General features: G+C 67.3%; 26 protein-coding genes and 1 tRNA gene. 5 read left to right on the top strand and 22 right to left on the bottom strand.

The annotated features are described in order from the left end of the window. Positions 1–256 precede the first annotated feature (256 nt). The 5 genes from thrC to EV562_RS15495 form a co-directional block, all read right to left on the bottom strand. Positions 257–1,315, bottom strand: a complete 1,059-nt coding sequence (gene thrC, locus EV562_RS15515) for a threonine synthase (RefSeq protein ID WP_133887377.1) — start codon at positions 1,313–1,315, stop codon at positions 257–259. 6 nt (positions 1,316–1,321) lie between these two features. Next, the gene (locus EV562_RS15510) at positions 1,322–2,614 is read right to left on the bottom strand and encodes a homoserine dehydrogenase (protein WP_166661806.1); all 1,293 of its coding nucleotides are present in this window, start codon (positions 2,612–2,614) and stop codon (positions 1,322–1,324) included. Between the two features lie 167 nt (positions 2,615–2,781). Further along, entirely contained in the window at positions 2,782–4,173 is a 1,392-nt protein-coding gene (gene lysA, locus EV562_RS15505) for a diaminopimelate decarboxylase (RefSeq protein ID WP_133887376.1), read from the bottom strand. A gap of 18 nt (positions 4,174–4,191) precedes the next feature. Continuing rightward, positions 4,192–5,364, bottom strand: a complete 1,173-nt coding sequence (gene nrtL, locus EV562_RS15500) for an ArgS-related anticodon-binding protein NrtL (protein ID WP_133887375.1) — start codon at positions 5,362–5,364, stop codon at positions 4,192–4,194. Between the two features lie 191 nt (positions 5,365–5,555). After that, the gene (locus EV562_RS15495; RefSeq protein ID WP_133887374.1) at positions 5,556–6,032 is read right to left on the bottom strand and encodes a response regulator; all 477 of its coding nucleotides are present in this window, start codon (positions 6,030–6,032) and stop codon (positions 5,556–5,558) included. 237 nt (positions 6,033–6,269) lie between these two features. Between EV562_RS15495 and EV562_RS15490 the strand changes: the two genes are divergently transcribed. Beyond that, positions 6,270–6,341, top strand: a tRNA-Arg gene (locus tag EV562_RS15490). 214 nt (positions 6,342–6,555) lie between these two features. Here EV562_RS15490 and EV562_RS15485 read toward each other — a convergent pair. From EV562_RS15485 to EV562_RS15420, 14 genes are all read right to left on the bottom strand, one after another. Beyond that, on the bottom strand, positions 6,556–7,929 hold the full coding sequence (locus tag EV562_RS15485; protein WP_133887373.1) for a tyrosine-type recombinase/integrase: 1,374 nt from the start codon (positions 7,927–7,929) through the stop codon (positions 6,556–6,558). Then, positions 7,926–8,096 (bottom strand): helix-turn-helix domain-containing protein, encoded by a 171-nt coding sequence (locus EV562_RS15480; protein WP_166661819.1) that lies wholly within the window; start codon positions 8,094–8,096, stop codon positions 7,926–7,928. Before EV562_RS15480 ends, EV562_RS15485 begins: the two co-directional genes overlap by 4 nt. A 16-nt stretch (positions 8,097–8,112) precedes the next feature. Beyond that, positions 8,113–9,489 (bottom strand): replication initiator protein RepSA, encoded by a 1,377-nt coding sequence (repSA, locus tag EV562_RS15475; protein ID WP_166661805.1) that lies wholly within the window; start codon positions 9,487–9,489, stop codon positions 8,113–8,115. Continuing rightward, positions 9,486–10,181, bottom strand: coding sequence for a DNA cytosine methyltransferase (locus tag EV562_RS15470; protein ID WP_133887371.1), 696 nt, complete (start codon positions 10,179–10,181; stop codon positions 9,486–9,488). The genes repSA and EV562_RS15470 overlap by 4 nt, the downstream gene beginning before the upstream one ends. Then, entirely contained in the window at positions 10,181–10,372 is a 192-nt protein-coding gene (locus EV562_RS15465) for a hypothetical protein (RefSeq protein ID WP_133887370.1), read from the bottom strand. Before EV562_RS15465 ends, EV562_RS15470 begins: the two co-directional genes overlap by 1 nt. 5 nt (positions 10,373–10,377) lie before the next feature. Then, a complete protein-coding gene (locus EV562_RS15460) occupies positions 10,378–10,560 on the bottom strand; it encodes a hypothetical protein (protein ID WP_133887369.1) in 183 nt (60 codons plus the stop codon). Between the two features lie 93 nt (positions 10,561–10,653). Beyond that, entirely contained in the window at positions 10,654–11,199 is a 546-nt protein-coding gene (locus EV562_RS15455; protein ID WP_133887368.1) for a GGDEF domain-containing protein, read from the bottom strand. A gap of 4 nt (positions 11,200–11,203) precedes the next feature. Next, positions 11,204–11,521, bottom strand: a complete 318-nt coding sequence (locus EV562_RS15450; RefSeq protein WP_133887367.1) for a SpdD-like protein — start codon at positions 11,519–11,521, stop codon at positions 11,204–11,206. Positions 11,522–11,541: 20 nt separating this feature from the next. Beyond that, complete coding sequence (locus EV562_RS15445) at positions 11,542–11,697, bottom strand: hypothetical protein (RefSeq protein ID WP_037835743.1); 156 nt, start codon at positions 11,695–11,697, stop codon at positions 11,542–11,544. 9 nt (positions 11,698–11,706) lie between these two features. Further along, positions 11,707–11,898: a mobile element transfer protein gene (locus EV562_RS15440; protein WP_007387681.1), complete on the bottom strand. Its 192-nt coding sequence runs from the start codon at positions 11,896–11,898 to the stop codon at positions 11,707–11,709. Positions 11,899–11,918: 20 nt separating this feature from the next. Continuing rightward, positions 11,919–12,602 carry a DUF2637 domain-containing protein gene (locus EV562_RS15435; RefSeq protein WP_133887366.1) on the bottom strand — a complete coding sequence of 228 codons (684 nt, stop codon included), beginning with the start codon at positions 12,600–12,602 and terminating at the stop codon, positions 11,919–11,921. Between the two features lie 18 nt (positions 12,603–12,620). After that, positions 12,621–12,818, bottom strand: a complete 198-nt coding sequence (locus EV562_RS15430; RefSeq protein ID WP_133887365.1) for a hypothetical protein — start codon at positions 12,816–12,818, stop codon at positions 12,621–12,623. 20 nt (positions 12,819–12,838) lie between these two features. Next, on the bottom strand, positions 12,839–14,194 hold the full coding sequence (locus EV562_RS15425; protein WP_133887364.1) for an FtsK/SpoIIIE domain-containing protein: 1,356 nt from the start codon (positions 14,192–14,194) through the stop codon (positions 12,839–12,841). A gap of 3 nt (positions 14,195–14,197) precedes the next feature. Then, positions 14,198–14,554: a hypothetical protein gene (locus EV562_RS15420; protein ID WP_133887363.1), complete on the bottom strand. Its 357-nt coding sequence runs from the start codon at positions 14,552–14,554 to the stop codon at positions 14,198–14,200. A 156-nt stretch (positions 14,555–14,710) separates the two neighbouring features. Here EV562_RS15420 and EV562_RS15415 point away from each other — a divergent pair, with 156 nt between their 5' ends. Further along, on the top strand, positions 14,711–15,442 hold the full coding sequence (locus EV562_RS15415; protein ID WP_133887362.1) for an XRE family transcriptional regulator: 732 nt from the start codon (positions 14,711–14,713) through the stop codon (positions 15,440–15,442). A gap of 47 nt (positions 15,443–15,489) precedes the next feature. Next, positions 15,490–15,960, top strand: coding sequence for an NUDIX domain-containing protein (locus tag EV562_RS15410; protein WP_133887361.1), 471 nt, complete (start codon positions 15,490–15,492; stop codon positions 15,958–15,960). On the opposite strand, the gene EV562_RS15405 is transcribed toward EV562_RS15410, so the two are convergent. The 3 genes from EV562_RS15405 to EV562_RS15395 form a co-directional block, all read right to left on the bottom strand. Beyond that, entirely contained in the window at positions 15,948–16,508 is a 561-nt protein-coding gene (locus tag EV562_RS15405) for an HDIG domain-containing metalloprotein (RefSeq protein WP_166661804.1), read from the bottom strand. The genes EV562_RS15410 and EV562_RS15405 overlap by 13 nt on opposite strands. Before the next feature lie 535 nt (positions 16,509–17,043). After that, a complete protein-coding gene (locus EV562_RS15400; RefSeq protein WP_133887360.1) occupies positions 17,044–19,512 on the bottom strand; it encodes a S8 family peptidase in 2,469 nt (822 codons plus the stop codon). Beyond that, positions 19,509–20,561 (bottom strand): ATP-binding protein, encoded by a 1,053-nt coding sequence (locus EV562_RS15395; RefSeq protein ID WP_133887359.1) that lies wholly within the window; start codon positions 20,559–20,561, stop codon positions 19,509–19,511. The genes EV562_RS15400 and EV562_RS15395 overlap by 4 nt, the downstream gene beginning before the upstream one ends. Positions 20,562–21,018: 457 nt before the next feature. Between EV562_RS15395 and EV562_RS15390 the strand changes: the two genes are divergently transcribed. Beyond that, positions 21,019–21,732, top strand: coding sequence for a hypothetical protein (locus EV562_RS15390; protein ID WP_133887358.1), 714 nt, complete (start codon positions 21,019–21,021; stop codon positions 21,730–21,732). A gap of 622 nt (positions 21,733–22,354) precedes the next feature. After that, positions 22,355–23,386 (top strand): pentapeptide repeat-containing protein, encoded by a 1,032-nt coding sequence (locus EV562_RS15385; protein WP_133887357.1) that lies wholly within the window; start codon positions 22,355–22,357, stop codon positions 23,384–23,386. Positions 23,387–23,502 lie beyond the last annotated feature (116 nt).

Below are 23,502 nucleotides of genomic sequence, written 5' to 3'. Positions count from 1 at the left end.
CCCTGGGGCTCGCCGCTTCCTGTCGCACGGCCGGCCCGTACCGACCGCGGAGACGGCGCGGCACCGCGGCATATGCGGCAGGCGGATTAGGTACAGCCTATCGAAGGAAGGTTCTGTGGCGACATAGGGCGCACAGGAGGCGCACGATGCGTGTCGTAAGCCCCCTGTGCACCCCCCGTACTGGGCATTCGCGGCCGGACGTCGCCTACGCCCTCCTGCGCCGGGCGCCTTCGCCCGGCGCCGTCGCCTGCGGTCCTCAGACCAGGCCGAGCCGCTCGGCCGCCGTCGCCGCGTCGACCGGGACGGTGACCGGCTGCGGGGCGCCCGCGACCGCCCAGTCCGGGTCCTTGAGCCCGTTGCCGGTGACGGTGCACACGATGCGCTGCCCAGGGTCGACCTTGCCCTGCTCGGCGGCCTTCAGCAGACCGGCCACCGACGCGGCGGACGCGGGCTCCACGAAGACGCCCTCCTGCGAGGCCAACAGCCGGTAGGCGCGCAGGATCTCACGGTCCGTCACCTCGTCGATGGCGCCGCCGGACTCGTCCCGCGCGGCGAGCGCGAAGTCCCAGGAGGCGGGGTTGCCGATCCGGATGGCGGTGGCGATGGTCGACGGGTCCTTGACCACCTCACCGCGCACGATCGGCGCGCTGCCGGAGGCCTGGAAGCCCCACATGCGGGGCGTCCTCGTGCTGACCCCGTCGGCGGCGTACTCCTTGTAGCCCTTCCAGTACGCGGTGATGTTGCCCGCGTTGCCCACCGGGAGGACGTGGACGTCGGGCGCGTCGCCGAGCATGTCCACGATCTCGAAGGCGGCCGTCTTCTGCCCCTCGATGCGCACGGGGTTGACCGAATTGACCAGGGCCACCGGGTAGTTGTCGCTGAGCGCCCGGGCCAGCGTGAGGCAGTCGTCGAAGTTGCCGTCGACCTGGAGGATCTTCGCGCCGTGCACGAGGGCCTGGCCCATCTTGCCGAGGGCGATCTTGCCCTGCGGCACGAGCACGGCGGACACCATGCCCGCGCGCACGCCGTACGCGGCGGCACTCGCGGAGGTGTTGCCGGTGGACGCGCAGATGACGGCCTGCGCGCCCTCCTCCTTGGCCTTGCTGATGGCCATGGTCATGCCGCGGTCCTTGAAGGACCCCGTCGGGTTCGCCCCCTCGACCTTGAGGTGGACCTCGCAGCCCGTGCGCTCGGAGAGCACCTGCGCGGGCACGAGCGGGGTGCCGCCCTCGCGGAGCGTCACGACGGGCGTGCTGTCGGAGACGGGCAGCCGGTCCCGGTACTCCTCGATGATTCCGCGCCACTGGTGGGTCATTGCTGGTTACTCTCCTTCAACCCGCATGATGCTGGCGACACCCCGCACGGTGTCGAGCTTGCGCAGCGCCTCGACCGTACCGCCGAGGGCGGCGTCGGACGCGCGGTGGGTGACGACGACGAGGGATGCCTCGCCGTCCTTGCCGGACTGCCGCACGGTGTCGATGGAGACACCGTGCTCCGCGAACACGGTCGCGACCTGGGCGAGCACGCCCGGTTTGTCGGCCACGTCGAGGCTGATGTGGTAGCGCGTGACGACGTCGCCCATCGGGGAGACGGGCAGCGCGGCGTACGCGGACTCGCCGGGTCCGGTGGCTCCGCCGAGCCGGTTGCGGCACACGGCCACCAGGTCGCCGAGGACGGCGGACGCGGTCGGCGAACCGCCGGCGCCGGGCCCGTAGAACATGAGCTGTCCGGCGGCCTCGGACTCGACGAAGACGGCGTTGTACGCCTCGCGCACGCTGGCCAGCGGATGGCTCAGCGGGATCATCGCGGGGTGCACGCGCGCGGTGACGGAGCCGCCGTCGGCCGCCCGCTCGCAGATGGCGAGCAGCTTGATGGTGCAGCCCATCTCCTTGGCGGAGGCGAAGTCGGCGGCGGTGACCTCGGTCATGCCCTCGCGGTAGACGTCGTCGAGGCGCACCCGCGTGTGGAAGGCGATCCCGGCCAGGATGGCGGCCTTGGCGGCGGCGTCGAAGCCCTCGACGTCGGCGGTCGGGTCGGCCTCGGCGTACCCGAGGGCGGTGGCCTCGTCGAGCGCCTCCTGGTACCCGGCGCCGGTGCTGTCCATGGCGTCGAGGATGAAGTTGGTCGTCCCGTTGACGATGCCGAGCACCCGGTCGACCTTGTCGCCGGCCAGCGACTCGCGCAGCGGCCGGATCAGCGGGATGGCACCGGCGACGGCGGCCTCGTAGTACAGGTCCTTGCCGTGCTCGTCGGCGGCGGCGTGCAGGGCGGCGCCGTCCTGGGCGATGAGCGCCTTGTTGGCGGAGACCACGGAGGCACCGTGCGCGAAGGCGGTGGTGATGAGCGTACGGGCGGGCTCGATCCCCCCGATGACCTCCACCACGACGTCGATGTCCCCCCGCTTGACGAGGGCGGTGGCGTCGGTGGTGACGAGGGCGGGGTCGATCCCCTCACGCACCTTGTCGGGCCGCCGTACGGCCACACCGGCGAGCTCCACCGGGGCCCCGATCCGGGCGGCGAGGTCGGCGCCGTGCGTCGTCATGATGCGCGCCACCTCTGAGCCGACCACTCCACAGCCCAGCAGCGCCACCTTCAGCGGACGCGTACGCATCATCCGACCTCGTTTCCTCATACCGTCTACGGTTGGACCAGTCTCACGCACCGGACGGGATTTTCTGCCTTTCGTCCGGATCGTGAGACGTTTATTTCATTTTCGGATGGGTACCGGGCCGAAAAATCTTCGCCCGCCCCCTCCTCTCCCCCCGGCCTCCCCCCGGAGTGTCACCCGACGTCGAGGCGCAGCAGATCGTCCTCGGTCTCCCGCCGGACGATGACCCGCGCCGCGCCGTCCCGCACGGCGACGACCGGCGGCCGCAGCGCGTGGTTGTAGTTGCTGGCCATGGAACGGCAGTACGCCCCCGTCGCCGCCACGGCGACGAGGTCGCCGGGGGCCAGGTCCCCCGGCAGGAAGGCGTCCTTCACCACGATGTCCCCGCTCTCGCAGTGCTTGCCGACGACGCGTACGAGCATCGGCTCGGCGTCGGAGGTGCGGGAGACGAGGGCGACGCTGTACTCGGCGTCGTACAGCGCGGTACGGATGTTGTCCGACATCCCCCCGTCCACCGAGACGTACGTCCGCAGCCCGTCCAGGGGCTTGACGGTGCCGACCTCGTAGAGCGTGAACGCGGTCGGCCCCACGATGGCCCGCCCGGGCTCGACGGAGATGCGCGGCGTACGCAGCCGGGCGCTCTCGCACTCCCGGGTCACGATCTCGGTCAGCGCCTTGGCGATCTCGTGCGGCTCGCGGGGGTCGTCGGCACTGGTGTACGCGATCCCGAGGCCGCCACCGAGGTCGATCTCGGGCAGCTCGACGCCGTGCTCGTCCCGGATGTCCTTGAGCAGCCCCACCACGCGGTGCGCGGCGACCTCGAACCCGGACATGTCGAAGATCTGCGACCCGATGTGCGAGTGGATCCCGATGACCTCGAGCCCGTCGAGCTGAAGCGCCCGCCGCACGGCCTCGGCGGCCTGTCCGCCGGCCAGCGGGATGCCGAACTTCTGGTCCTCGTGGGCGGTGGCGATGAACTCGTGCGTGTGCGCCTCGACGCCGACGGTGATCCGGATCTGCACCGGCTGCCGCCGGCCCAGCGACTGGGCGATGTGGGCGACCCGCACGATCTCCTGGAACGAGTCGATCACGATCCGCCCGACCCCGGCGCGCACGGCGCGCTCGATCTCCTCCGGCGACTTGTTGTTGCCGTGGAAGGCGATCCGCTCGGCGGGCATCCCGGCGGACAGAGCGGTGGCCAGCTCCCCCGCGGAACACACGTCGAGGTTCAGCCCCTCCTCGTGCAACCACCGCACCACGGCCCGCGACAGGAAGGCCTTCCCGGCGTAGAAGACGTCGGCGTCGTTCCCGAAGGCGGTGCGCCAGGCCCGTGCCCGGTCCCGGAAGTCGGCCTCGTCGAGGATGTAGGCGGGGGTGCCGTACTCCTCGGCGAGCTGCGTGACGGCGATCCCGCCGACGGTGACGACACCGTCAGCGTCCCGGCCGACGGTGTGGGCCCACACCTTGGGGTCGAGGGCGTTCAGATCGTCCGCCGGGGCGGAGTAGTGCCCCTCGGGCAGGACATCGGCGTGACGGGGCCCGGCGGGGTGTGCGGAACGGCTCATGGCGTCTTCTGTGCTCTCTCAGAGGTGGTCGGGTGCGTCGATACCGAGGAGGGACAGGCCGCCGGCCAGCACCGCCCCGACGGCTTCGGCGAGGGCCAGCCGGGCACGGTGGGCGGCCGAGGGTTTCTCCCCGCCGCGCGGCAGCACGGTGAGCAGGAAGGGCAGCGCGGCATCGGCGACGGCGACGAGATGCCGGGCGAGCCGGTCGGGGGCGCGGTGGTCCGCGGCGGCGGCGAGGACGCGGGGATGGTCGGCGAGCACGGCCAGCAGGTCGCGCTCGGCGACGGGACCGGGGGTGGCGGTGAACCCCAGGTCGGCGGCGTTGCGAACGGCGGCACGGACGCGGGCGTGGGCGTAGCGCACCCGGAAGAGCGGGTTGGTCTCCCGCTGGACGAGATGCTCGCCGCCGGTCCGGGGCCGGTCGTGGGCGGCGGGGTGCAACAGGGCCCAGCGTCCGGCGTCGCGCCCTAGGGCGAGGACATCGGCGGTGGCGGGGGCGGGCACGGATACCGGCCGGACGTTGATGGGCAGCTCGGCGGAGGCGGGGGCGGGGGCGGACACCGGCCGGACGCCGCCGGGCGACTCGGCGGGAGCGGGGGCGGACACCGACCGGACGTTGACGGGCGACTCGGCGGGAGCGATCCCGACGGCGTCGGCCCGCACCCCGAGCACGGTGGTCCAGGCGGGATCGAACCCCTCGGCGGTCACCCGCACCAGCGCCCCCTGACTGCGCAGCAGCCGCGCCGACACCTCGGCGACGACGACGGCACGGAGGTCGCGGGGGGTGTGCAGCTGGACGATACGGGCGCGGTGGCCGTCGGTCCCGTCGTCACCGTGGGCGGACTGGGCGTACCCGTACCGGGTGCCCAGGTTCAGGATCTCGCCGACGAGCCGGGCGGCGGAGGCGGCACGATCGAGACTGATGTTGAGGAACCCCGGCCCGGTGAGGACGACGTCCGTGATCCCGTCGGCCCCGGCGAGGTACGGCCGCAGCACCTCGGCGACCCGGAGCGGGGCCTGCCCGGCCGGCCGGGCCAGCTGCAGGGCGATGTTGGTCGCGTAGTCCCCGCGCCCCCCGGGCCCCGGCGGCGCGACGACGGCCCGCGACGGCACGACCACGCTCAGCTCCCCCGCGTCGACGGCGCGACGCACCGCGTGCAGCACGGTGCGGGAGAGCTCTACGGGGGTCACGGGTCAAGCGTATGGGAGGAGGGGGGTGGGCACGCGAACCGATTCCCGGCAGTCCCGGGATATGGACGGGGCGGGGGGAGGGGGATCGGTGGCCCCGAAGAACCGCCCTCAGCGTTGGAGGCTGACGTTGGGCACTGACGTTGAGCGCTGGCATTGGACACTGTCGTCGGGCGCCGAGCCTTGAGTGGTGCTCACGCCTGAGGCGACGTCTCGCTCTCCCCGGCAAGCCCACGAACGGCCCGCACCGACGAGACAGGGGACGAGGCGGCAGCCGCCCCGCCCACTTCACCATTTTCCCCTTCGGCCAACTGCCGGACGAGCCGGACGAGCTCGGCGGGCTCGAAGGGCTTGGCCAGGAAGGCGTCGACCCCCGCGGCGAACCCGGCGTCGACCTCGTACTGCGTACAGGCACTGACGATCGCGATCGGAAGGTCCCGGGTACGCGGATCGGCACGCAGCCGGGCAGCGGTCCTGAGCCCGTCCAGCCGAGGCATCACCACGTCCAGTGTCACGACGTCGGGCCGCACCTGATGGACGACTTCCAGACACTCGACACCATCGCCCGCGGTCACGACCTCGAAGCCCTCCAGCTCGAGGTTGACCCTGATCAGCTGCCGGATGACCTTGTTGTCGTCCACAACAAGAATCCGGCCGGACGCCCTAGGCACAACCCGAGAGTAGGTCCGCGCCCGCCACCGCGTCCGGGTTTTCCCCACTTCCACCCCCTGCGGGGGACGCCCTCGCGTTCCACCCCTCGCGGGGGCGCCCTCACGGCTCGCCTCGCACGGGGACGACGCCCTCGCAGTGGCCACCCCGACGACCCGCGAAAACCCGTTCATGACCACCCCGGACGAGCTGGTAGTGTTCTACCCGTCGCCGCGAGCAACATCGCCCGCGACGGACACGCCCCCGTAGCTCAGGGGATAGAGCAACGGCCTCCGGAGCCGTGTGCGCAGGTTCGAATCCTGCCGGGGGCACCCTGCATGAGGTGCCCAAAGACCCCGTCACCAGCGGAGACGCTGAGGCCGGGGTCTTCGCGTTTGTGCAGCCGTATGCCGCTCGGAGCGGGCGTATGTCGGCGTCTGTGGACGAGGCGTGGACGGGATCTTGAAGCGTTGTCCCAGGTGAGCCATCGAAAACGACGAGGCCCCTGGACAGGATGCCAGGGGCCTCGGGCGCGATTGCGTGGTGTCAGTCGTACTCGCGGAGCAGATCCTCAATGCGCCGGTTGGCGACGTCCTGCCGTCCGTCGAGGCACTTCGCATAGCGGGTCAGCAGGACCTCAACGCTGTTGCCGGCCCGCTCGGCCACCTCGGTCGGGTCGACGCCCGCGTTGAGCCACGTGGACAGCGCCGAGTGCCGAAGGTCGTACGGCCGACTCGCGAGCGGAGAGGCCGCAACGGTCGGCGGAAGCGCAAGGAGCCGAGCCTCCTGCCACACGCGGTAGTAGGTCGAGGACGGGACGACCGCGCCCTTCTCGCTGAAGAACAGTCGCCCGTCGTCCGCGGTGCCGAAGGTCACCAGGTGCTCGCGGAGCACAGCGACGAGGTGCGGCGGGACGGGTACCCGCCGAACATCCTCGGCGGGTCGATTCTTCAGCCCGCGGTCGTCGTGGGTCTCCCCCGAGTCGGTCCACTGCTTGCCGGCGGACGGGCGGGTCCGGTGGAGCAGTGCCGAACCCCAGCCGTGTTCGGGGAGCTTCAGATCAGTCTCGACGAGGCCGACCGCTTCCGCCGGGCGGAGACCACCGAAGTACATGGCGGCGAACAGACCCACGAGCCGACGACCACGAGCACGCCGGTACCCACCGACGTAAGAGACGGCCGCCAGGAGGTTCCGCGCCTGCTCCGGATTGGCGACCACCCGCGGATCGACCTGGTTGGATACCTTCGGTTTCTGCCAGCGAACGGCCGTGATCGGGTTCTCCCGCAGCTCCCCCAGGTCGACTGCGTAGTTCGCAGCATTGACGAGGGTCCGGCGCTTGCGTCGCACAGTTTCCGCCGCTGCGGCTGTTCCATCGAGCTTGAGTTTCAGCGCGTCGAGCACTGCGCGAGCCGTGGCGGGTTCGGCGAGATCAGTGAGCGGCCGAGACGCTTTGGACACCCAATGGAGAACGTTCCGCACGTCGTCCGGGACTTCGCGATCGTTCGGCGCCGGCAGCACGAAAGCCCAGTTGCGGAGTGCTCTGCGGATCGTCTCGTCGGACGGCCTACCAGGGCGCTCACCGAGAAGCTGCATGGTCACACTGGTGAGCGATTCGTTGATGCCGTCGCGCGTGTTGGGGGCGGCATGCGGCCACTTCATGGCGAGGTACCGAAGTGCGAAACCGTACCAAGACACGGCCGACTTCGTCTCTTTCATCGACGCCGGGAGGCCGGACCCCGTGTCGAACTCCTCGCCATCACGCATCGCACGCATGAGCTTGGCTCGATAGTGGTCTGCGAGCGCCTTCGTACGGAAAGACTCCGAGAACACGTTGCCAGCCACTGACCAGCGCACTCCGTAGGACGGCGTCTTTGTGTCCCGCTTACGGACGCTCCAGACCTTTACGTCGAGAGACTTCACGCGGCGGTCTCCAGCTGCCGCAGCCAGGTCCGGAAGTCGCTCCGCCACACTCGCAATTCCCCATTGGGCAGCTTGAATGCAGACGGCCCCTGCCCGAGCTCACGCCATCGGTAGAACGTCCGCCGGGAGACTCCCCCGAGTTCGTCAAGAATCTGCGGAACGGTCATCAGCTCGTCTTTCACGTCAGGCTCCTTCCAGGGCTGCGAGTTCTTCGCGGGCGATTTGGCGGTTGAGCTGGAGATCTCGGGCGATGGTGGCGGCGAGGACGGATTCACCGGGGGTGTGGCCGTGGCCGGCGTACTGCCAATCGGCGAGGACGAGGACGGTGTCCGGCTCGCGGTCATCCAGGGCGAGGGCGGCGTGCTCCTGGGTGGCGCGGTAGTCGGCGCGGGCTTGGCGGAGGACGCCGAGGGTGGTCGAGTAGCGGCGGCTCTTGCTGGAGAAGTGGCCGCGGAAACCGAGCATGTGAGCCCAGGCCCACAGGCGCCGGTCGGGGTAGAGCGGATCGAGCTGCTTGCACGCGGCGATGAGGCGGCGAGCGTGGTCGGGGACGCCGTGGCGGTCCAGTTCGGACAGCTCCCCCACCCGGCGGTCCAGGGTGCCGGTGTTCTCAGCCGCTTTGGTGGCGTACTTCGCGACGTAGGAGGCGACGGCCTGTTCGGTGATGTCGGAACCGTCCCCGAACGCCTTCACCGGCCGCACGTCGAGCTGTGTGCCCCACCGGAAGGTGCGGGCGGGTTGGTCGGCGGCGGCCGGGACCGAGACGGACGTGTAGGAGTGTGCGGCGGCGGCGCGGATCGCGTCGGAGAGAAGGTCGACCGTGGCCCAGGACGGTGGTGGGGTGTCGGGGCCGTCGGGTCCGTCGATGCGGATCACGGCGTGGAAGTGCACGGCACCGCGCTTCTGGAACTCGGCGACCTTGCCGTACGACAGTCGGGCGCATTCCTTCAGCTCGCGTTGGGTGACGCCGGCGCGGGCGGCGATCTCGCGGCGCAGGCGGTTGGTGAAACGCTGCCAGAGCTGCCCGGCGTGATTGTTGAACAGCACGGCGCCCGCGTAGTCGTACGTGGTCGGGTCGAGGGCGGTGCCCAGCTCGGGGGCGTCCTCGGCGTGCCGGGTGCCGCAGCGGCAGGGCCGGGTGCCGGGTCGGTTGTGGACCGGGCCGAAGGAGGGGGCGGTGAAGGTGGCGAACACGCGCGGGTGATCCCGGACGGTGGCGGGAATGTCGCGGCGGTCGTCACCAGCTAGGCCCGCGCGGATGAGGTGGTAGGTGTCGCCCGCGTAGGTCCAGGCGCAGGAGGGGCAGCGGGAGGCCCGGCGGTTGCCGCAGGCGAGGCGCAGCCGTCCGCCGGGCTCGTCGGCGGTGGTGTAGTGGTGCAGAGTCTCGCCGGTGGTCTTGTCCTTGTGGATCGTCCATCCGGTCAGGTGGATCGGGTCGGAGCAGCCGCCGGTGCGCTTGATCTGGTCTTGCCAGCGATCGAAGCCGGGGGACCCGGCCACCCGCAGCAGATCGCCGAGGGTGATCGGGTCCAGGCCCGCCAGGGTGGCGGAGTCGGTCACGCGAAGACCTCCTGTCGGGCGGTCAGGAAGGCGTGCCCGATCCACTCGGTGTAGGCGGGCGGGATCGCTTCGGTGAGTTCTTCGCGGACGTCGGTCCAGGTGATGCCCATGGCGGTTTGCATCTCCGGGACGGTGGCCTTGCCGCCGCCGTTGCCGTACGCGGCGACGTAGGGGCCGGTTCGGTGGACGCCGTGGCGGTGGCCGCGCACGTAGCCCCGGTGTCGGGGGTGAACCGGCTGTGCGGTGGCCCAGCGGCCGAGTTCGAAGTTGCGGTGACGCAGCACGCCGAGGCCGAACATCTCGCCGCACAGGGACAGGTCTTTGCGGATCTCCGCACGGCCGTTGGGCTGCTCCATCACGTACGGCAGGCCCGCGGCGTCGAGGAGAGCCCGGGTCGGCGCCACGAGGTCGACGTGGGTGCCGCCCCAGCCCTGGGACCGGTTGGTGCCCACGGTGAGGGCGCAGCCGGCCTGGCAGGGCGGGGAGGCGTGGACGAGGGTGTACCGCTCGATGTCGCCGGTGGTGATCAGGTGGGCGAGGTAGTCGAGGGCGTCGCCCTGGTGGTAGGCGAAGGGGTAGCGGGGGCGGTCGGCGATGTCGCAGCCGTCGACCAGGAACCCGGCACGGTGGTAGCCCATGGCGGCCCCGCCGGCGCAGGAGAACAGGTCCAGGACCCGAGGCAGGGCGGTCATCACTTGCCCCCTCGGTGGGCGGCGCCGTGGTTAGCCTCCCAGCCCTGCACGAGTCCCTGCACCTGTGCGTCACCGGTGGCGGAGGCGGAGGCGCCGCAGTGGCAGACGGCGGAGCCGGTGGCGGGAGCGTCCGGGGAGGGCTTGCTGATGTGCAAGCCGGGACTGGCCTGCGTCGGGGTGAGGTCTCCCACGGCGGTCACCTCCCCGCGCGAGTGAGGGAGGCGACGGGGACCGTGTGGCCGGTGCCCTTGCAGGTCGAGCAGGTGACGCGGAGGGTGGCGCGGGTGCCGTCGGGGTGGCGGGTGCCGGTGGTGATGGCGACGGTGGCGAAGCCGTCGCAGTCGCGGCAGACGCGCTTGTTCTGGGCGTGCTGGGGCATGATGGGGCTTGCCTTTCGGGTCCGTTGGATCTGGATGGGTGTAGGCGCCCGGAGCGGCGGAAGTTTGGCGACCGAGGCCGCTCCGGGGGCCGTTCAGTTGTGGACGTTGCGCCTTCCGTGGCCCTTGGCCGCGTACATGCCGGCGTCGGCCGCGGACAGCGCGTCGGTGAGGGCGGGGACCGGCAGGTCGGCGCGGTGGCAGAGACCGACCGAAGCGGAGACCGGCAAAAGGTGACCGTCGAAGGCGACCGGCCGGCCGAGGGTGGCTTGCAGCGCGGTCGTTCCGGGGGTGCGGGCGGAGTCGGTGACGATGGCGGCGAATTCGTCTCCACCGAGGCGGGCGGCGATGCCGTGGCCGGCGCACCAGTCACGCAGTCGGCGGGCGGTCGCGGTGAGGACGGCGTCACCGGCGGCGTGTCCGTGCGTGTCGTTGATGGCCTTGAAATCGTCGAGGTCGATCAGGACGACGAGCGCGGCCGGGTTCCTGGCGAGCAGGTGTTCGGCGCGAGTGGTGAAGCCGGCCCGGGTGTGCAGGCCGGTGAGCGGGTCGCGGCGGGCGGTGGACAGGCGGCGCAGAAGAAGACTGCCGTGCAGGGCCCAGCCGAGGGCCGGTAAGGCGGCGGCGATCACGGTCTCCACGGGTTCACCGTCCCTTGTGCATGTCGTTGACGAGCAGGCGCAGGACGACGGCGACCAGGGCGACGGAGACGCCGGTGATGGCGACCGCCAGGAGCATGGAGACCAGGACCGCGCCGACTACGAGGACCACGGCGGTACCGCCGCCGACGAGAGCGAGGGCGGTGCCGGGCTTGACCTGGATCGTGGGTCGGGACGGAGCGGGGGCGGTCGGGGCTTGCGGTGCGGTCGGGGTGCCGGGCGTGATCGTGGTCGGTTCGATGACGGTGGGCGGGGTGACGATGCCGGTGGGCTGGGGCATGGTCGGGAGCTTGGGCCGGAACATGAACGTTGCTCCTTCCTGGGTTACTTGAGGGCGGTGTCGATGACCGGGGCGAGGACGCTGTCGGCGAGGAGGAACCCGCCGAGCAGGAGCACGCCGATGAGCCACCAGGGCGGGCGGATGAGCTTGACGCCGAGGACTCCGACGACCAGCAGGGCGAACCAGAGCGGGACGTCCATGGCGGCCTCCTAGCGGACCTTGCAGCGGTGGGTGCGGGCGGCGAGCTGGGCGGCGGACTGGCTGGTGTAGTCGGCGGACCAGCCGCAGCCGTCCGAGCTGCACACGGCGGCGTGCTTGGTCTGGCCGTGGCGGTCGCGGTGGGTGCCGATCTGCACCGGTCCGATCCGCATCACGGAGTGGAAGAAGTCGCGGGCAGGCATGGCGGTGATCTCCTCTCGGGTCAGGCGAGTTGGACGGCGATGGCGTCGGCCATGTACGGCGGGACGCCGAGACGTGCGCGAAGGGTGTCGGTGTCGATCCGGGCGCCGGTGCGCTGCTCGTGGTCGGCGGCGACCTTGCGGGCGTGGTCGACCAGCGCGGCCGGGACCGGGACGGCCGGCGGCGGTACCGGGGCCGGGTCAGCGGGCGGGAGAGCCGGGGTGCGGTCGGCGGAGTTGACCGGTTCCGGGGTCGGTTCAGCAGCGGGGGCCGGGGCAGATTCCGCCTCGGGCACGGGCTCCGGGTCCGAGGCGGCGGGTGCCGTCGGGGGCGAGGAGCGGTCGGCGGGTGAGTGGACGAGGAGGGTGCCGCCCATGAAGGCCAGGGCAGGCCAGGCGGCGACGAGGATGCGCAGCCAGGCCGGGACGTTGGTCAGGTCGAGGAGTCCGGCGGTGGCGACGTTGGCACCGAGCGAGGCGATCAGGGCGATCAGGAACCAGCACCAGGCCAGCCGAGACGGTCCGTCGGCACGCAGTCGGCGCCAGGCGGCGACCAGGAGCAGGTCGACGGAGACCGGGTAGGCCCAGGCCTTCCAGCCGTCCTGCCCGGCAGCCGCGGCGAGGTCGTGCAGGTGAGCGAAGGACAGGGCGCCGGCGATGACGGCTTGCACCAGGACGGCATCCACGCGGAACACGGTGCGGGGCATGGTGTCCTCCCTTCCTGGTCAGTCGGTGGCGTGGCCGGTGCCCCAGCAGGTGAGGCACAGGGCGGTTTGGTGGTCGTCGGTCACACGGCCCTTGCGGGCGCCGACGCGGATGGTTTCGCGGGTCTCGCCCTTGCCGTCGCAGTCGGGGCACTTCGCGGGTTCCGGCGCCGACGGCGTGTTCCTGCGGCGGGTGGTGGGCTTCTTCGCGGTGGGCATGGGATGCCTCCCGGGCGGGGTCAGGCGGCGGCCGGGGCCGACTCGACAGCCGGGGCCGGAACCGAGGCGAGGGCGCCGAGGGCGGGCCGGAACGGCGCGAGGGCGGGCAGATGCGGGGTCAGGTCGGCGTGCCGGTTGCAGACGTTCACGGCCTGCCGCAGCGAGGTGTGCGGGGCGCGGATGCGGGCCCAGCCGCCGGACGAGTCACCGGTGACAGCGACGCCGGGCGTGTCGGTGGGAATCTGGATCGCGGCCACAACGGCATCCGGGGCGATATCGCCGAAAGCCATGTTCGCCGACGATTCATCGTTGACCCGGTGCGCGGTCCGGCCGGTGAGCTGGGCACGGAGCATCGTGATGCCCTTGCCGAGTTCGGAGCCGAAACGCTGCCCGCAGATCTCCAGGTAGACGCCGGCGGCACGGCCGAGCTGAGCGAGCCGGGCGAGCGCGGTGATGATCCGATCGCGGCGCTTCTCGTCGTCCCTGGTGGCAAAGAGGGCGAGTTCGGCGACCTCGTCGACCAGGACCACGATCGGCACCGGGCGCAGGTCCTCGGGCAGGTCCCAGATGTCGGCAGCGATCTCGGCATCCGGCACGTCGGCGGTGATCCGCTGGTGAGACCGGATGAGCTGATACACGTCCTGCATGTGGGACACGAGGGCGTCGAGGAGTTCGGCGGCGGTGTCGGGGTTGTCGGCGAGCGCGGAGAACCGGCGTGCCAGCGGGAACAGCTCCACGCCCTGCTTGCAGTCGATGCCGACCAGGGCAACCTGTTGCGGCGCGAGCGCGGCCACGAGGGTGCGCTGATAGACCGACTTGCCGGACTCCGTGGCCCCAAGGGTCAGCCCGTGCGGGACCGTGCGGTAGTCCCGGTAGTGCACGGCCCCGTCCTCGCGCAGAGCAACCGGGACCCGCATCGGCCGGGTGTCGACGTGCGCCGGCATCTGCACCCGCTTGAGCACGTCGTAGCCGGTCATCCGCAGCTCCACGACACCCGAGCGCAGCTCACGGGAGGTGACGCCGTAGAGGGCGAACGAGTGCCGCAGCCGGTCGCACGAGGCCGCCACGTCGAAGGCGTCCTGCCCGGGACGGAGCTTGAGCCGCAGCACCAGGCCGGTACGGGTCACCCGCAGCCGCAGGATGCGCGGGGCACGAGGGCCGGGAATCGGACGGTTGGTCATCCGGGCCAGGGTCAGGCGCCAGCGCGGGGCCGGGACCGTGAGCCCGCAGGCGTCCATGACCGAGCCGTAGCGGGCCAGGACCCGCAGAGCGGCGAGGGTGACGCCGAAGGTCATCCAGTACCAGGCGGGGCGCCGCCACCGCAGGAGACCCGCAGCGGCGACGACCAGCGCTAGAGCGACGATCAGCCACGTCATGGCTCAGGCCGCCTTCGAGGACGAGGCGCCGGCGGCGAGGGAGGTCACGGCGACCGCGCGGAAGGCGATGCCGTGGCGCTTCTGGCCGTTGAACTCGTTCTCCCACGGCCGGGCGATGAGCCCCGTCAGCGCGACCGGGGTGCCCATCATCAAGTCACCGGAGATGCCGGACTCGGGGACGGTCACGGACAGGATCTCGACCTCACCGTTGGCCGCGAACATCACGTCCACGGTCGACAGCGCGGCGCCGGTCTCGGCGTCCATCGCACGCTCGCCGGTACGGCGGTCCTTCACCTTCGGCTGGGGGGACTGGGCCACCATCACGGTGGCGGTGGAGGTGTCGACGGGAATCTGACGCATCGTCTGTTCTCCTGATCTAGCGAGAGTTGAGCCGCCATCCGGCGGTGAGATCAGGAGACCGCGAGAGGTGGTGGACGCATCACGGTCCGTATGGACGTTTGGGGACGTCTGAGCTATCGTCAAAACGTCCCTACGGCGTCCATGGAAGGACACGTCATGGCGAACGAGCGTCTGCGCGCGGCGATTTCAGCGAAGGGCGAGACGATCCAGTCCGTGGCACAGCACGTCGGGGTGGACCCCAAGAGCGTGGAACGGTGGATCACAACGGACCGCACGCCGCACCGGGGACATCGTTGGAAGGCCGCGAGTTTCCTGGGCGTCGACGAGGTCTACATCTGGCCCGGCGTTCAGAAGCAAGCCGAGTCGGCGAGCACTTCCGAGCTGATCACGTACTACCCGCATCGTGGGGCAGTGCCAGCCACACTGTGGTCATCGCTGATCGAGAAGGCGCGGGACCACGTAGACATCCTCGTGTACGCGGGACTGTTCCTCTTCGACAGCCACCCGGACCTCCCAGACCTGTTGGCAGAGAAAGCGAAGGCCGGCGGGCAGGTTCGCATCCTGCTCGGTGACCCGAACTCGGAGATGGTCCGCCAACGCGGCGAGGAGGAGGGCATCGGTGACGATCTCGCCGCCCGCGCCAGGATCACCCGGCGATACCTCGAACCGGCACTGACGACGCCGGGCGTCGACGTCCGGCTTCACGACACGATCCTCTACAACTCGATCTACCGGTTCGACGACGACGTGTTGGTGAACCCGCACGTACTCGGAGCGCCCGCGGGGCAGAACCCGGTGCTGCACTTCCGCTACATCCCGGGAGCCCGGACCTTTCGGCACTACTTGCGGAGTTTCGACTACGCATGGGAACGCGGCCGGCCCGAGTAGGCAGCCACGGCACGCGACCACCTCACGGAGCGTGCAAGGCTTGGGACATGACCCGAGTCGACTACTTCAACGATCCGAACGCCCCGAAGGCGAACAGCATCGTTCCGTCCGTCACCGCAGTGGCGCTCAACGATGCCGGCGAAGTCTTGCTGATCCACAAGACGGACAACAACCTGTGGGCGCTCCCCGGCGGTGGCGTGGACGTCGGCGAGTCAGCGCCCGATGCTGCCGTGCGCGAAACCAAGGAAGAGACCGGCTTCGACGTCGAGGTGACGGGACTGGTCGGCATCTACACCAACCCGGCGCACGTCATGGCGTACGACGATGGCGAGGTGCGCCAACAGTTCTCGATCTGCTTCCGCGCCCGCATCGTGGGCGGCGAACTGCGTACGAGCAGCGAGAGCAAGGAAGTGGCGTTCGTCCACCCCAGCCAACTGGACGGCCTCAACATCCACCCGTCGATGCGGATGCGGATCGACCGCGGGCTGACCGATAACCCCGATCCCTACGTCGGCTGACCAGCGAGGCGAGAGCGCGTCCGCTCAACGGCAGCCCCGAGGTACGGACGCGCCTTGCTAATCGCGTTGTGCACTTCACTGCCCGGCTCGTACCGCACCAGGATCTCGTCAATCCGGTGATCGAAGTCGAAGGACTGTCCGGCCGGCCCAGTCGTCATGTCCGCGTAGATCAGCGCGTCGAGGACGGGAGAGTCCTCTCGCTCATACGCGTCAAGCTCAGCAGACAGGCCGCGCTGTTCAGCCTCGTACACGGCCCCAGAGTGATGGGCAACGAGGCGGACGAGCCGAGAGGGCGCCCCGAGGGCTTCCAGGTGACGAGCACCATCGAGCGGGTGGAATCCCGTGTCCCGCAGCTCCGGGGCGTAGCCGATGTCGTGCAGCCAGGCAGCGGCGACCAGCAGATCACGGTCCTCTTGGGACACAGCCGCGGATGCCTCGCTTGCCCTGGCCGCCACCGCCTGAGTGTGCAGCCAGCGGTTCCCAAGCGGCGGCAAGAGCGACTCAGCCAGTTCAGCCGCGCCGTGAGGCGTGTCCAGTCCAGAGGGCATAGACCGCACGGTAGCCCAGATCAACGCGTTGCCGACACCCCGGGATCAGCCGCTCAGGCATGGCGCGGTAAGAGTTTCCCTACATCATCAAGGCTCGCTGCGCTCGCCGTGTGCCCGGCCTCCTGAAGCTGCAAGCAGTCCGATCAAAGATCGAAGGTGCCGCGCACAGCGCGGCGGCGCCGGTCGGTCGCCGCCGCGCCGCCCCTCCTTGCCTTCGTCACCGGGGCCGCGCGTCGACGCCCGCCCGCGCCCACAAGGGGGCGAAAACCAGGCCGGGGCGGGGGCGAGAGGGCAGTGCCGAGGTCAGAACCACGTCGTGGCTGGGGCGGCCGGCTCCACGGCTTTAGGCAGCCACTTTGGGGCGAGCCTCTAAGATCTTGGCCCCAACGTCGTGCTTTAACGGGCAGGTCCACAGACTGCCCGACTCGCCATCAGCTTACGGGGCCAAGATCACTCGCCCCAAAGCAGCTCCAGCCCAAAGCCGCTCCACCGGCCGCTCGAAACGGCAACAGTCCCAATGGTCCAGGGCCAAGACTCAACGCGTTTGCGCACGGCCACGAGCCCGAATACGAGCGGAGCTCACTTTAGTGCGGACTTCCTCGTAAATGGGCGGCAGCTTCTCATCGACCCACAGCCGAACTGTCAGCGCATAAGGCTGCATCGACGTTGGCGGAGCCCACCGATTCAGACTTTGCACCACAACAAAGAAATCGTTGGGGAAGTCATTGAAGCGAGGCAAGGAGTTCTGCCAGGTCTTCCGAGCAAGTTGGTTAGCACCAAGACTGCGCACAGTTTGAGCTGGTTCCATAGCGATGCGCTTCTGCGTAGGGATACCAGAGACCTTAAGTCCACGCCGGTTGGGAATCTTCACTCTCGTTCCCGCAGCAGCGTCATCCGCTTCCGAAAGGAACAACTCAATAACTTCGTCCGCCGGCAGGCCTCGCACGACCTCAAACTTAAGGCGCGTGGAAAGGTAGTCCATTCTCCGAGCCCGAACCAGCGGGTCGAAACTTAGGGTCACCGTCATTCCTCTTGACGCCCGTTTACGGGTGAAGAATGCTTCCGGTACCGGAACCGCGTAGAGGTGAACTCCATCAACAGGGATGTTTGACTCCGCGATCAGCACAGTATCCCGGATGGCACTCTCCGCGCTTCGCAATGAAGACGCCTGACCGTAGCCGACAAATCTTCGGCCCTCGGCCGAGGGAGCGCCTTCGACATACTCTGTGGAAGCGGACAAGAAATCACTCGAAACCGGTTCAGCAGACTGCAAAGTCAATGCTCGAATGAGATTAGCAGAATTCTCCGGGTACTTCGAGGCGACTAAAGCAGCGACGCGCGACACATGTGGGGCTGCAAGGCTCGACCCAAAATCGTGCGTGATCACTCCAGTGCTATTCACACGACCATCCGCCACAGCAACTTGCAACGCATCAGGTTCTACAAGAGCGTAAGACTCCTGTTCCTGCCCCATCGTTCCTGCTGGCGCGCAAAGTTCAGGTTTGATGGCATCACCGATACCAGGACCGATGCGAGACACCGGAGACGGCCACCCTGCTCTCCCCAGCGAAACGGTTCCCAACGGCAGAGGACCGAGGGGGGATACCAGACTGCTCACCGTCAGGGCAGTAGCTGCCGGAGCCGGATCGAGAAGGCGCGCGTTCGGGCTCTCCAACATACGCAATGGGTAGTCGACCGCAAGGCTTTCATCGAATTGCCCAGCGTATTCACGAGGTGCTACATTCCCAGTGGGAACCACAAACACAACATTAAGACTGCGAGATAGCGCATCGAGCAGTGCAGCAATCGACGGGGCACGATTACCAACAATCATGCCGTTGAGATCGCCAAGACTCAGATTAATTACCCTGACGCCTTGCTGGGCAAGGTAAATTGCCGCGTCTGTCAACTCTCGTTCCGCTAGACGGTAGGGAGGAATCTGGGCATTTTCATCCAGGACCCTCACCGACACAACGCGGAAAGGAGGAGCGTCCCAATCATTCGATGAAATCTGACCATCCAAGGAACCACGTGCAAGGATACTTGCCACCGCTGTTCCATGGCCATGCCTATCAGCGCCATCCTCAATCCAAGCGCTGGTTGACACTGCTTCAACGATGCACCCACGGAGCAAGGGATGATTCGACACCACACCGCTGTCAATAATTCCCACGAGCGGCGAGGAATTATTTGGAAGTGGAAGGTCAGAAACGGTATCGGCGCTAACTTCGCTGGGGCTAGCGTTGATGGTCAACGCTTCGGGGAGTACCTCAACCTTAGCGACAAGGTCTACGTCCAGCAGCTGCCTGACGATACTCGCGCTGGCAGAGACTCGCATCAGCGCTAGGCCGGAAGCCTCACTCGAAAAGGCGTCGTGCACCACGCCGCCGGCACCACCAATTGCGTCACTGATCAGCGTCAGCCAAGACTCAGCAGTAGTGACGTCCCCCGGGTACCAAACCTCTACGTCGACAGTAAGGTCATCGTCTCGACCTACTTGTCGTAGAACTGTTTGCAACTCCACGCCTACGCGATCCTGAGAACCATATGGCCGCACGTTATCGATATTATCGAAAAACGCCTCATGCGTCGCGGAGGCTTGCCCCTTTTTCGGGCCAGAAGAATAGTCTTCTAGGCGCGCCAAGAAGAGCGACATCGCCGGATCGTCACTAAATGCGACAACTCGCTTTGTGGTGCTTGTGTCCACGATACGAAGCCCGGATCGCTGCCAATTCGCCTCCTCCGCTACAGACTGTCCAGAAGTCATGGTCTCGACAACGAGGATCAGTCTCGGATCAATGCCGAGCGTGGGCGTACGCGTTGCCACATCGCTAAGGACGAAATCGACGTCGTCACTTAGGTCATTGGCATGCTTCTTGCGGTCACCGAAGTTGCGACCTCCGCCAAAACCTCTTCGCACTTTGCGCCGAGATCCGTCAAGCTGGACCCGTTCCACAACGACATGTGGCTGTCCCCCCTCGTCGAATCCCGGGAGCGGAATCACCCCAGAGATTGTCCAGCCTCCTTAAATCTCCGCTTACGCGATGAAGCACTTCGTAGCAGGTCTTCGGTTGACACCGATTTGTCACCGTCAAGCACAGCCGCTCTCATCGCGTCCAGGCAAATCGCTTCCACCTGCGCGTGACTCAAACCGGACAAAGCCTTAGCTGCTTGTTCTTGGTTTATCTGATATTCGATACGCCTAAGCTTGAGTTTAAGAAGGTGCGTAATCTGCTTCTGGTTAGGCCTACGATAAACCAACACCTCATCGAATCGACGCCAAATTGCGCTATCGAGTAGATCTGCGTGATTGGTCGTGGCGACTACCAGATTATCCGACGCATACGTCTCGAGCTGTTGCAGCAGAACTGTCGCCACACGGCGCATTTCACCGTGGTCAGAGTCCTCTCTGCCTGACGCCAGCATGTCGAACTCATCGAAACTTACAACCCATGAGCCCCTCGAAGAAAACTCTAGGATTCGTTCAATATGACGAGCCGTTTGTCCCAGGTATGACGAAACTACCGCGGAGAGCTTGACCCTGATGACCGGTACGCCGAGCGCGTGAGCCAATGCCTCGGCCGTCCGCGTCTTCCCCGTCCCGCTCGGGCCGGCCAACAACAGTCGGCGGCGTGGGCGAAGGCCATAGCTAGCCAAACGGCCCTTGTTCCTGTGCTCATGCACGATCTCTTCACAGAGGCTTCGCGTCTCCGTGGCGAGCACAAGTTCATCGAAACTCGTCTCCGGCTCACGGACGTCCAGGAGCGGGACGTCTTCGTCACTGACTGGCACCGGTCCGACGACCTTCGCAGACAGTGGCCGTTGGGACCGCCCGCGGCCACCCGTGGCGGCCCGCTCCAGAGCCGATGCGAGGCTGTCCCTGACCTCGTCGACTTCACGGCTCAGCCTCTCTCGCGTCCGCCGAGCCTCATCCAGCACATGGCTTGCGTCCTCGCGCTCACGGCGAGACTGCTCCACCCGCCTCGCCAGGCTAGACGTCAACTCGTCGCCCTCTTCCATCCACAGCTTCTCCGCCTGCTCGCTGGCTGCCACCACGTTCCTCCAAGCGGATCACCGCCGTCGACCTGTGGACATGCCCCTCCCCGGCGGTACCCTACCCCGCGCGTACACATAGCACACTGCTCACCCATCTATCGAGAGGCCGCATCTGCATGAACGAGCAAGCGGTGCCCTACGTTATTGCTGACTCTGAACAGCTGAATGCGGCCCTGATCGGGATCTTCAAGAAGTCAAAAGGGGACGGTGTGCTGATCCTCACAGGTGACTGTCCCCGGTGCAGGCATGAGTTCGCTGCAACGATTCCACTCACTCCGTCCACAGTCACGCCAGGACGCGCTGTCACTGGTCAATCTTCCGGTAATTCCATGACAGCTGCCCCTGTGCAGCATACTGTTTATTGCGCATGTCAGCAGGAACATGAGGGGCGCCCTGACGGAGAGCATGGGTGTGGTGCAGTCACTAACGTTGTTCTGAATCTCAAGGTCAGGCGATGAAATTCTTTGGTCGAGCCGAGCGAGGCGGCGAGCTAGACCTTAGTGACTACGATGTTGAAGATCTGGAGCTAGGGCCGGCGCCAACGCCAGCCACGCCAGAGGATCTTCGTTGGGCCCGGCTTGCCGAGGAGGCAAGGTTTAGCGGCCTAACAGACGTACAGCGCTCGGCAGAGCGCTGGGGTGCAACGATTCTGGTCATCACCGGTACCTTGACGACCTTGACAGTAGTGCGTGGCCCCAGCGATCTAGCAGCTCTAGAGAACTTCTGGCCGGACAAATTGCTCGTTGGGATCTTGGCCGCCCTGTCCCTGCTTTTCGCTTTGGCAAGCGTCATCCTTGCAGCAATGGCGGCGCAAGGTTCTGCGGTCAAGATGATTGCAAGCGGTCCACGCTACAAAGAGGAATCACTCAAGGCTGCTTCCACGGCAAACAGTTACCTAATCTGTAGTCGCCGCCTAGCCGTCGCTGTAATTCCCTTCTACCTAGGAGCAATCGGATTCTTGTCTTACGCGCCACAGGCAAGCCAAAAGCCGCCTGTCGTGATCGTCAAGGATTCAAACGGCTCCAGTTTCTGCGGGACAGGCATTAAGAGATCGAAAGGTGAATTTTTGCTACAACGAGAGGACAAGCCAGCCATTCGCCTGAAACCTGCAGAAATCGCTTCCGTCTCTAGCTCGGGAGGTTGCGGAAAGAGCGGCGCCGCTAAATAACCCCCAGATAGACGGCGGGTAGCGAGACCTCGCCTCCATCGAGTGACTTCATGGACGACCCGTGGACGCGCCACACACCCCGCCGCGCGCACAGTCGCTCCGAGCTGGTCATATACCGCCGTTTCACGCGCCCTCCGGAGCCGTGTGCGCAGGTTCGAATCCTGCCGGGGGCACCCTGTTTGAGGTGCCCAAAGACCCCGTCACCAGCGGAAACGCTGAGGCCGGGGTCTTCGCGTATGTGCAGCCGTATGCCGCTCGGAGCGGAACCGGACCTCCCCGGTTCCGTTCCAGGGCCTCCCCGCGGCGGGCGGGTCCTCACCGCTCCCAGGCACCTTGATGAGGCGCGTGCTGATCACGCCCTCGCCCCCGTCTGTGGGGCAGTTCGGCGGAACGCGGGTCCATGGCGGCCTCAAAGCTCTAAGCTCCCCGTTGCTGCTCGCAAGCTTGGCGCGACGAGAGGCAACTCGAAATTCAGCCACACAAGTGCTGCGATGTGCCGGCGATGCGCAGCCGAAGCGGTGCCCGGCACATGCTCCCTGGAAACAGATTGTTCTCCTTCTCCGCTTCTGCGAACCATCGGCACAGGGGAGAGCCAAAGCGGCTCCTGGACTAGGTGTTGGCAATGACGCGTCGCACACTGAAAAGACTCGGTTTCACCGCAGCACTGATCCTTCTCGTCATCGGTTTCGGCCTGCTCATATGGAAGGGTCCATGGTGGCTTGACGGCGACCATCTGAGGAGTAAGAACCTCGAACCCGCCGACGGGGTAGTGATCACCGGCGTGCGCACTGCTCTCGTTGCACTCGGAGCGGGCGCCATCGCGGCGATGGGCCTCTACTACAGCCATCAAAACCATCGGCATACTGAGAAGTTGTTCAAACACACTCAAGACAAGGACATCGAACAGGCTGCACTTGCGCGAGAAGGACAAGTCACCGATCGTTACACTGCAGCCATCAAACTCCTCGCGTCCGAGCGATTGCACGAGCGCCTCGGGGGGATTTACAGCCTGGAAAGGATCGCGCGTGACAGCTCAAGGGATCATCCGACTGTCACGGAGGTTTTAGCTGCCTTCATTCGGAATCCTCCCGTTCCCGAAAAGGCAGCCGGGAGAGATGACGTGAATGCCGCGCTCCGAGTCCTTGGGCGTAGAGATCTCAGCCATGATCCTCGTGGCTTGGTGCTGCGCTTGCGAGGTGCCCCACTGAGTACCACGGACGGCGAGGATCTGAAGCTGGACCGCGCCGACCTCAGCAAAGCCCGACTCTGCGACGTCAACTGGTCTCGCCCTGAGCTGAACGAGGCCGTGCTGCGTGATGCCGATCTCACCAACGCCCATCTGAACGGAGCTCGGCTCCGCGGAGCGGATTTAACCGGGGCTTGTCTGGCGCAGGCAGATTTGACACCCGATACTCGGACGTTGAGCGTCAAGAAATGGAAGCTCACCAGCTCGACCGACCTCACGGACGCCATACTGCACGGATCGGACCTGAGTGGAGCTGATCTGAGCGGGATTATCGGGCTGACCAAAGGGCAACTGTTGAACTCCGTAATCACTCGTAGAACCAGACTACCTCGGGAGCTGGAAACCGATGTGGCTCTCCAGCAGCATGTGGAAGACTGCGAACAAGGGTGGCGTCCTTTCGCGGAGTAGCCCTTCTCGCCCCCAGGAAGCGTCGCCATTTGCGACTTACCCAGTGCTTGTCCCAGAGGTGATCAGGCCCCTCGTCGCCGGCGGAGGCGCTGACGGCGAAATTCGCGTAGGTGCCC

Origin of the sequence: Streptomyces sp. BK208 (genome assembly GCF_004364245.1) — a bacterium.
In the GTDB taxonomy this organism is placed as follows: Bacteria; Actinomycetota; Actinomycetes; order Streptomycetales; family Streptomycetaceae; genus Streptomyces.
Note: the sequence above shows the minus strand (reverse complement) of the source record. Positions and strands in the feature narration are given on the sequence as shown.

Excerpts from the sequence above, each read along its gene's own strand:
- EV562_RS15420 (WP_133887363.1), bottom strand. The coding sequence starts at position 14,554 with ATGCGTCAGATTCCCGTCGACACCTCCACCGCCACCGTGATGGTGGCC.
- EV562_RS15470 (WP_133887371.1), bottom strand. The coding sequence starts at position 10,181 with ATGACCGCCCTGCCTCGGGTCCTGGACCTGTTCTCCTGCGCCGGCGGG.
- EV562_RS15390 (WP_133887358.1), top strand. The coding sequence starts at position 21,019 with ATGAAATTCTTTGGTCGAGCCGAGCGAGGCGGCGAGCTAGACCTTAGT.
- EV562_RS15460 (WP_133887369.1), bottom strand. The coding sequence starts at position 10,560 with ATGCCCCAGCACGCCCAGAACAAGCGCGTCTGCCGCGACTGCGACGGC.
- EV562_RS15405 (WP_166661804.1), bottom strand. The coding sequence starts at position 16,508 with ATGCCCTCTGGACTGGACACGCCTCACGGCGCGGCTGAACTGGCTGAG.
- EV562_RS15510 (WP_166661806.1), bottom strand. The coding sequence starts at position 2,614 with ATGATGCGTACGCGTCCGCTGAAGGTGGCGCTGCTGGGCTGTGGAGTG.
- EV562_RS15430 (WP_133887365.1), bottom strand. The coding sequence starts at position 12,818 with ATGCCCACCGCGAAGAAGCCCACCACCCGCCGCAGGAACACGCCGTCG.
- EV562_RS15440 (WP_007387681.1), bottom strand. The coding sequence starts at position 11,898 with ATGCCTGCCCGCGACTTCTTCCACTCCGTGATGCGGATCGGACCGGTG.
- EV562_RS15480 (WP_166661819.1), bottom strand. The coding sequence starts at position 8,096 with ATGACCGTTCCGCAGATTCTTGACGAACTCGGGGGAGTCTCCCGGCGG.
- EV562_RS15415 (WP_133887362.1), top strand. The coding sequence starts at position 14,711 with ATGGCGAACGAGCGTCTGCGCGCGGCGATTTCAGCGAAGGGCGAGACG.
- EV562_RS15445 (WP_037835743.1), bottom strand. The coding sequence starts at position 11,697 with ATGGACGTCCCGCTCTGGTTCGCCCTGCTGGTCGTCGGAGTCCTCGGC.
- EV562_RS15425 (WP_133887364.1), bottom strand. The coding sequence starts at position 14,194 with ATGACGTGGCTGATCGTCGCTCTAGCGCTGGTCGTCGCCGCTGCGGGT.
- EV562_RS15435 (WP_133887366.1), bottom strand. The coding sequence starts at position 12,602 with ATGCCCCGCACCGTGTTCCGCGTGGATGCCGTCCTGGTGCAAGCCGTC.
- thrC (WP_133887377.1), bottom strand. The coding sequence starts at position 1,315 with ATGACCCACCAGTGGCGCGGAATCATCGAGGAGTACCGGGACCGGCTG.
- EV562_RS15385 (WP_133887357.1), top strand. The coding sequence starts at position 22,355 with ATGACGCGTCGCACACTGAAAAGACTCGGTTTCACCGCAGCACTGATC.
- lysA (WP_133887376.1), bottom strand. The coding sequence starts at position 4,173 with ATGAGCCGTTCCGCACACCCCGCCGGGCCCCGTCACGCCGATGTCCTG.
- EV562_RS15410 (WP_133887361.1), top strand. The coding sequence starts at position 15,490 with ATGACCCGAGTCGACTACTTCAACGATCCGAACGCCCCGAAGGCGAAC.
- EV562_RS15450 (WP_133887367.1), bottom strand. The coding sequence starts at position 11,521 with ATGTTCCGGCCCAAGCTCCCGACCATGCCCCAGCCCACCGGCATCGTC.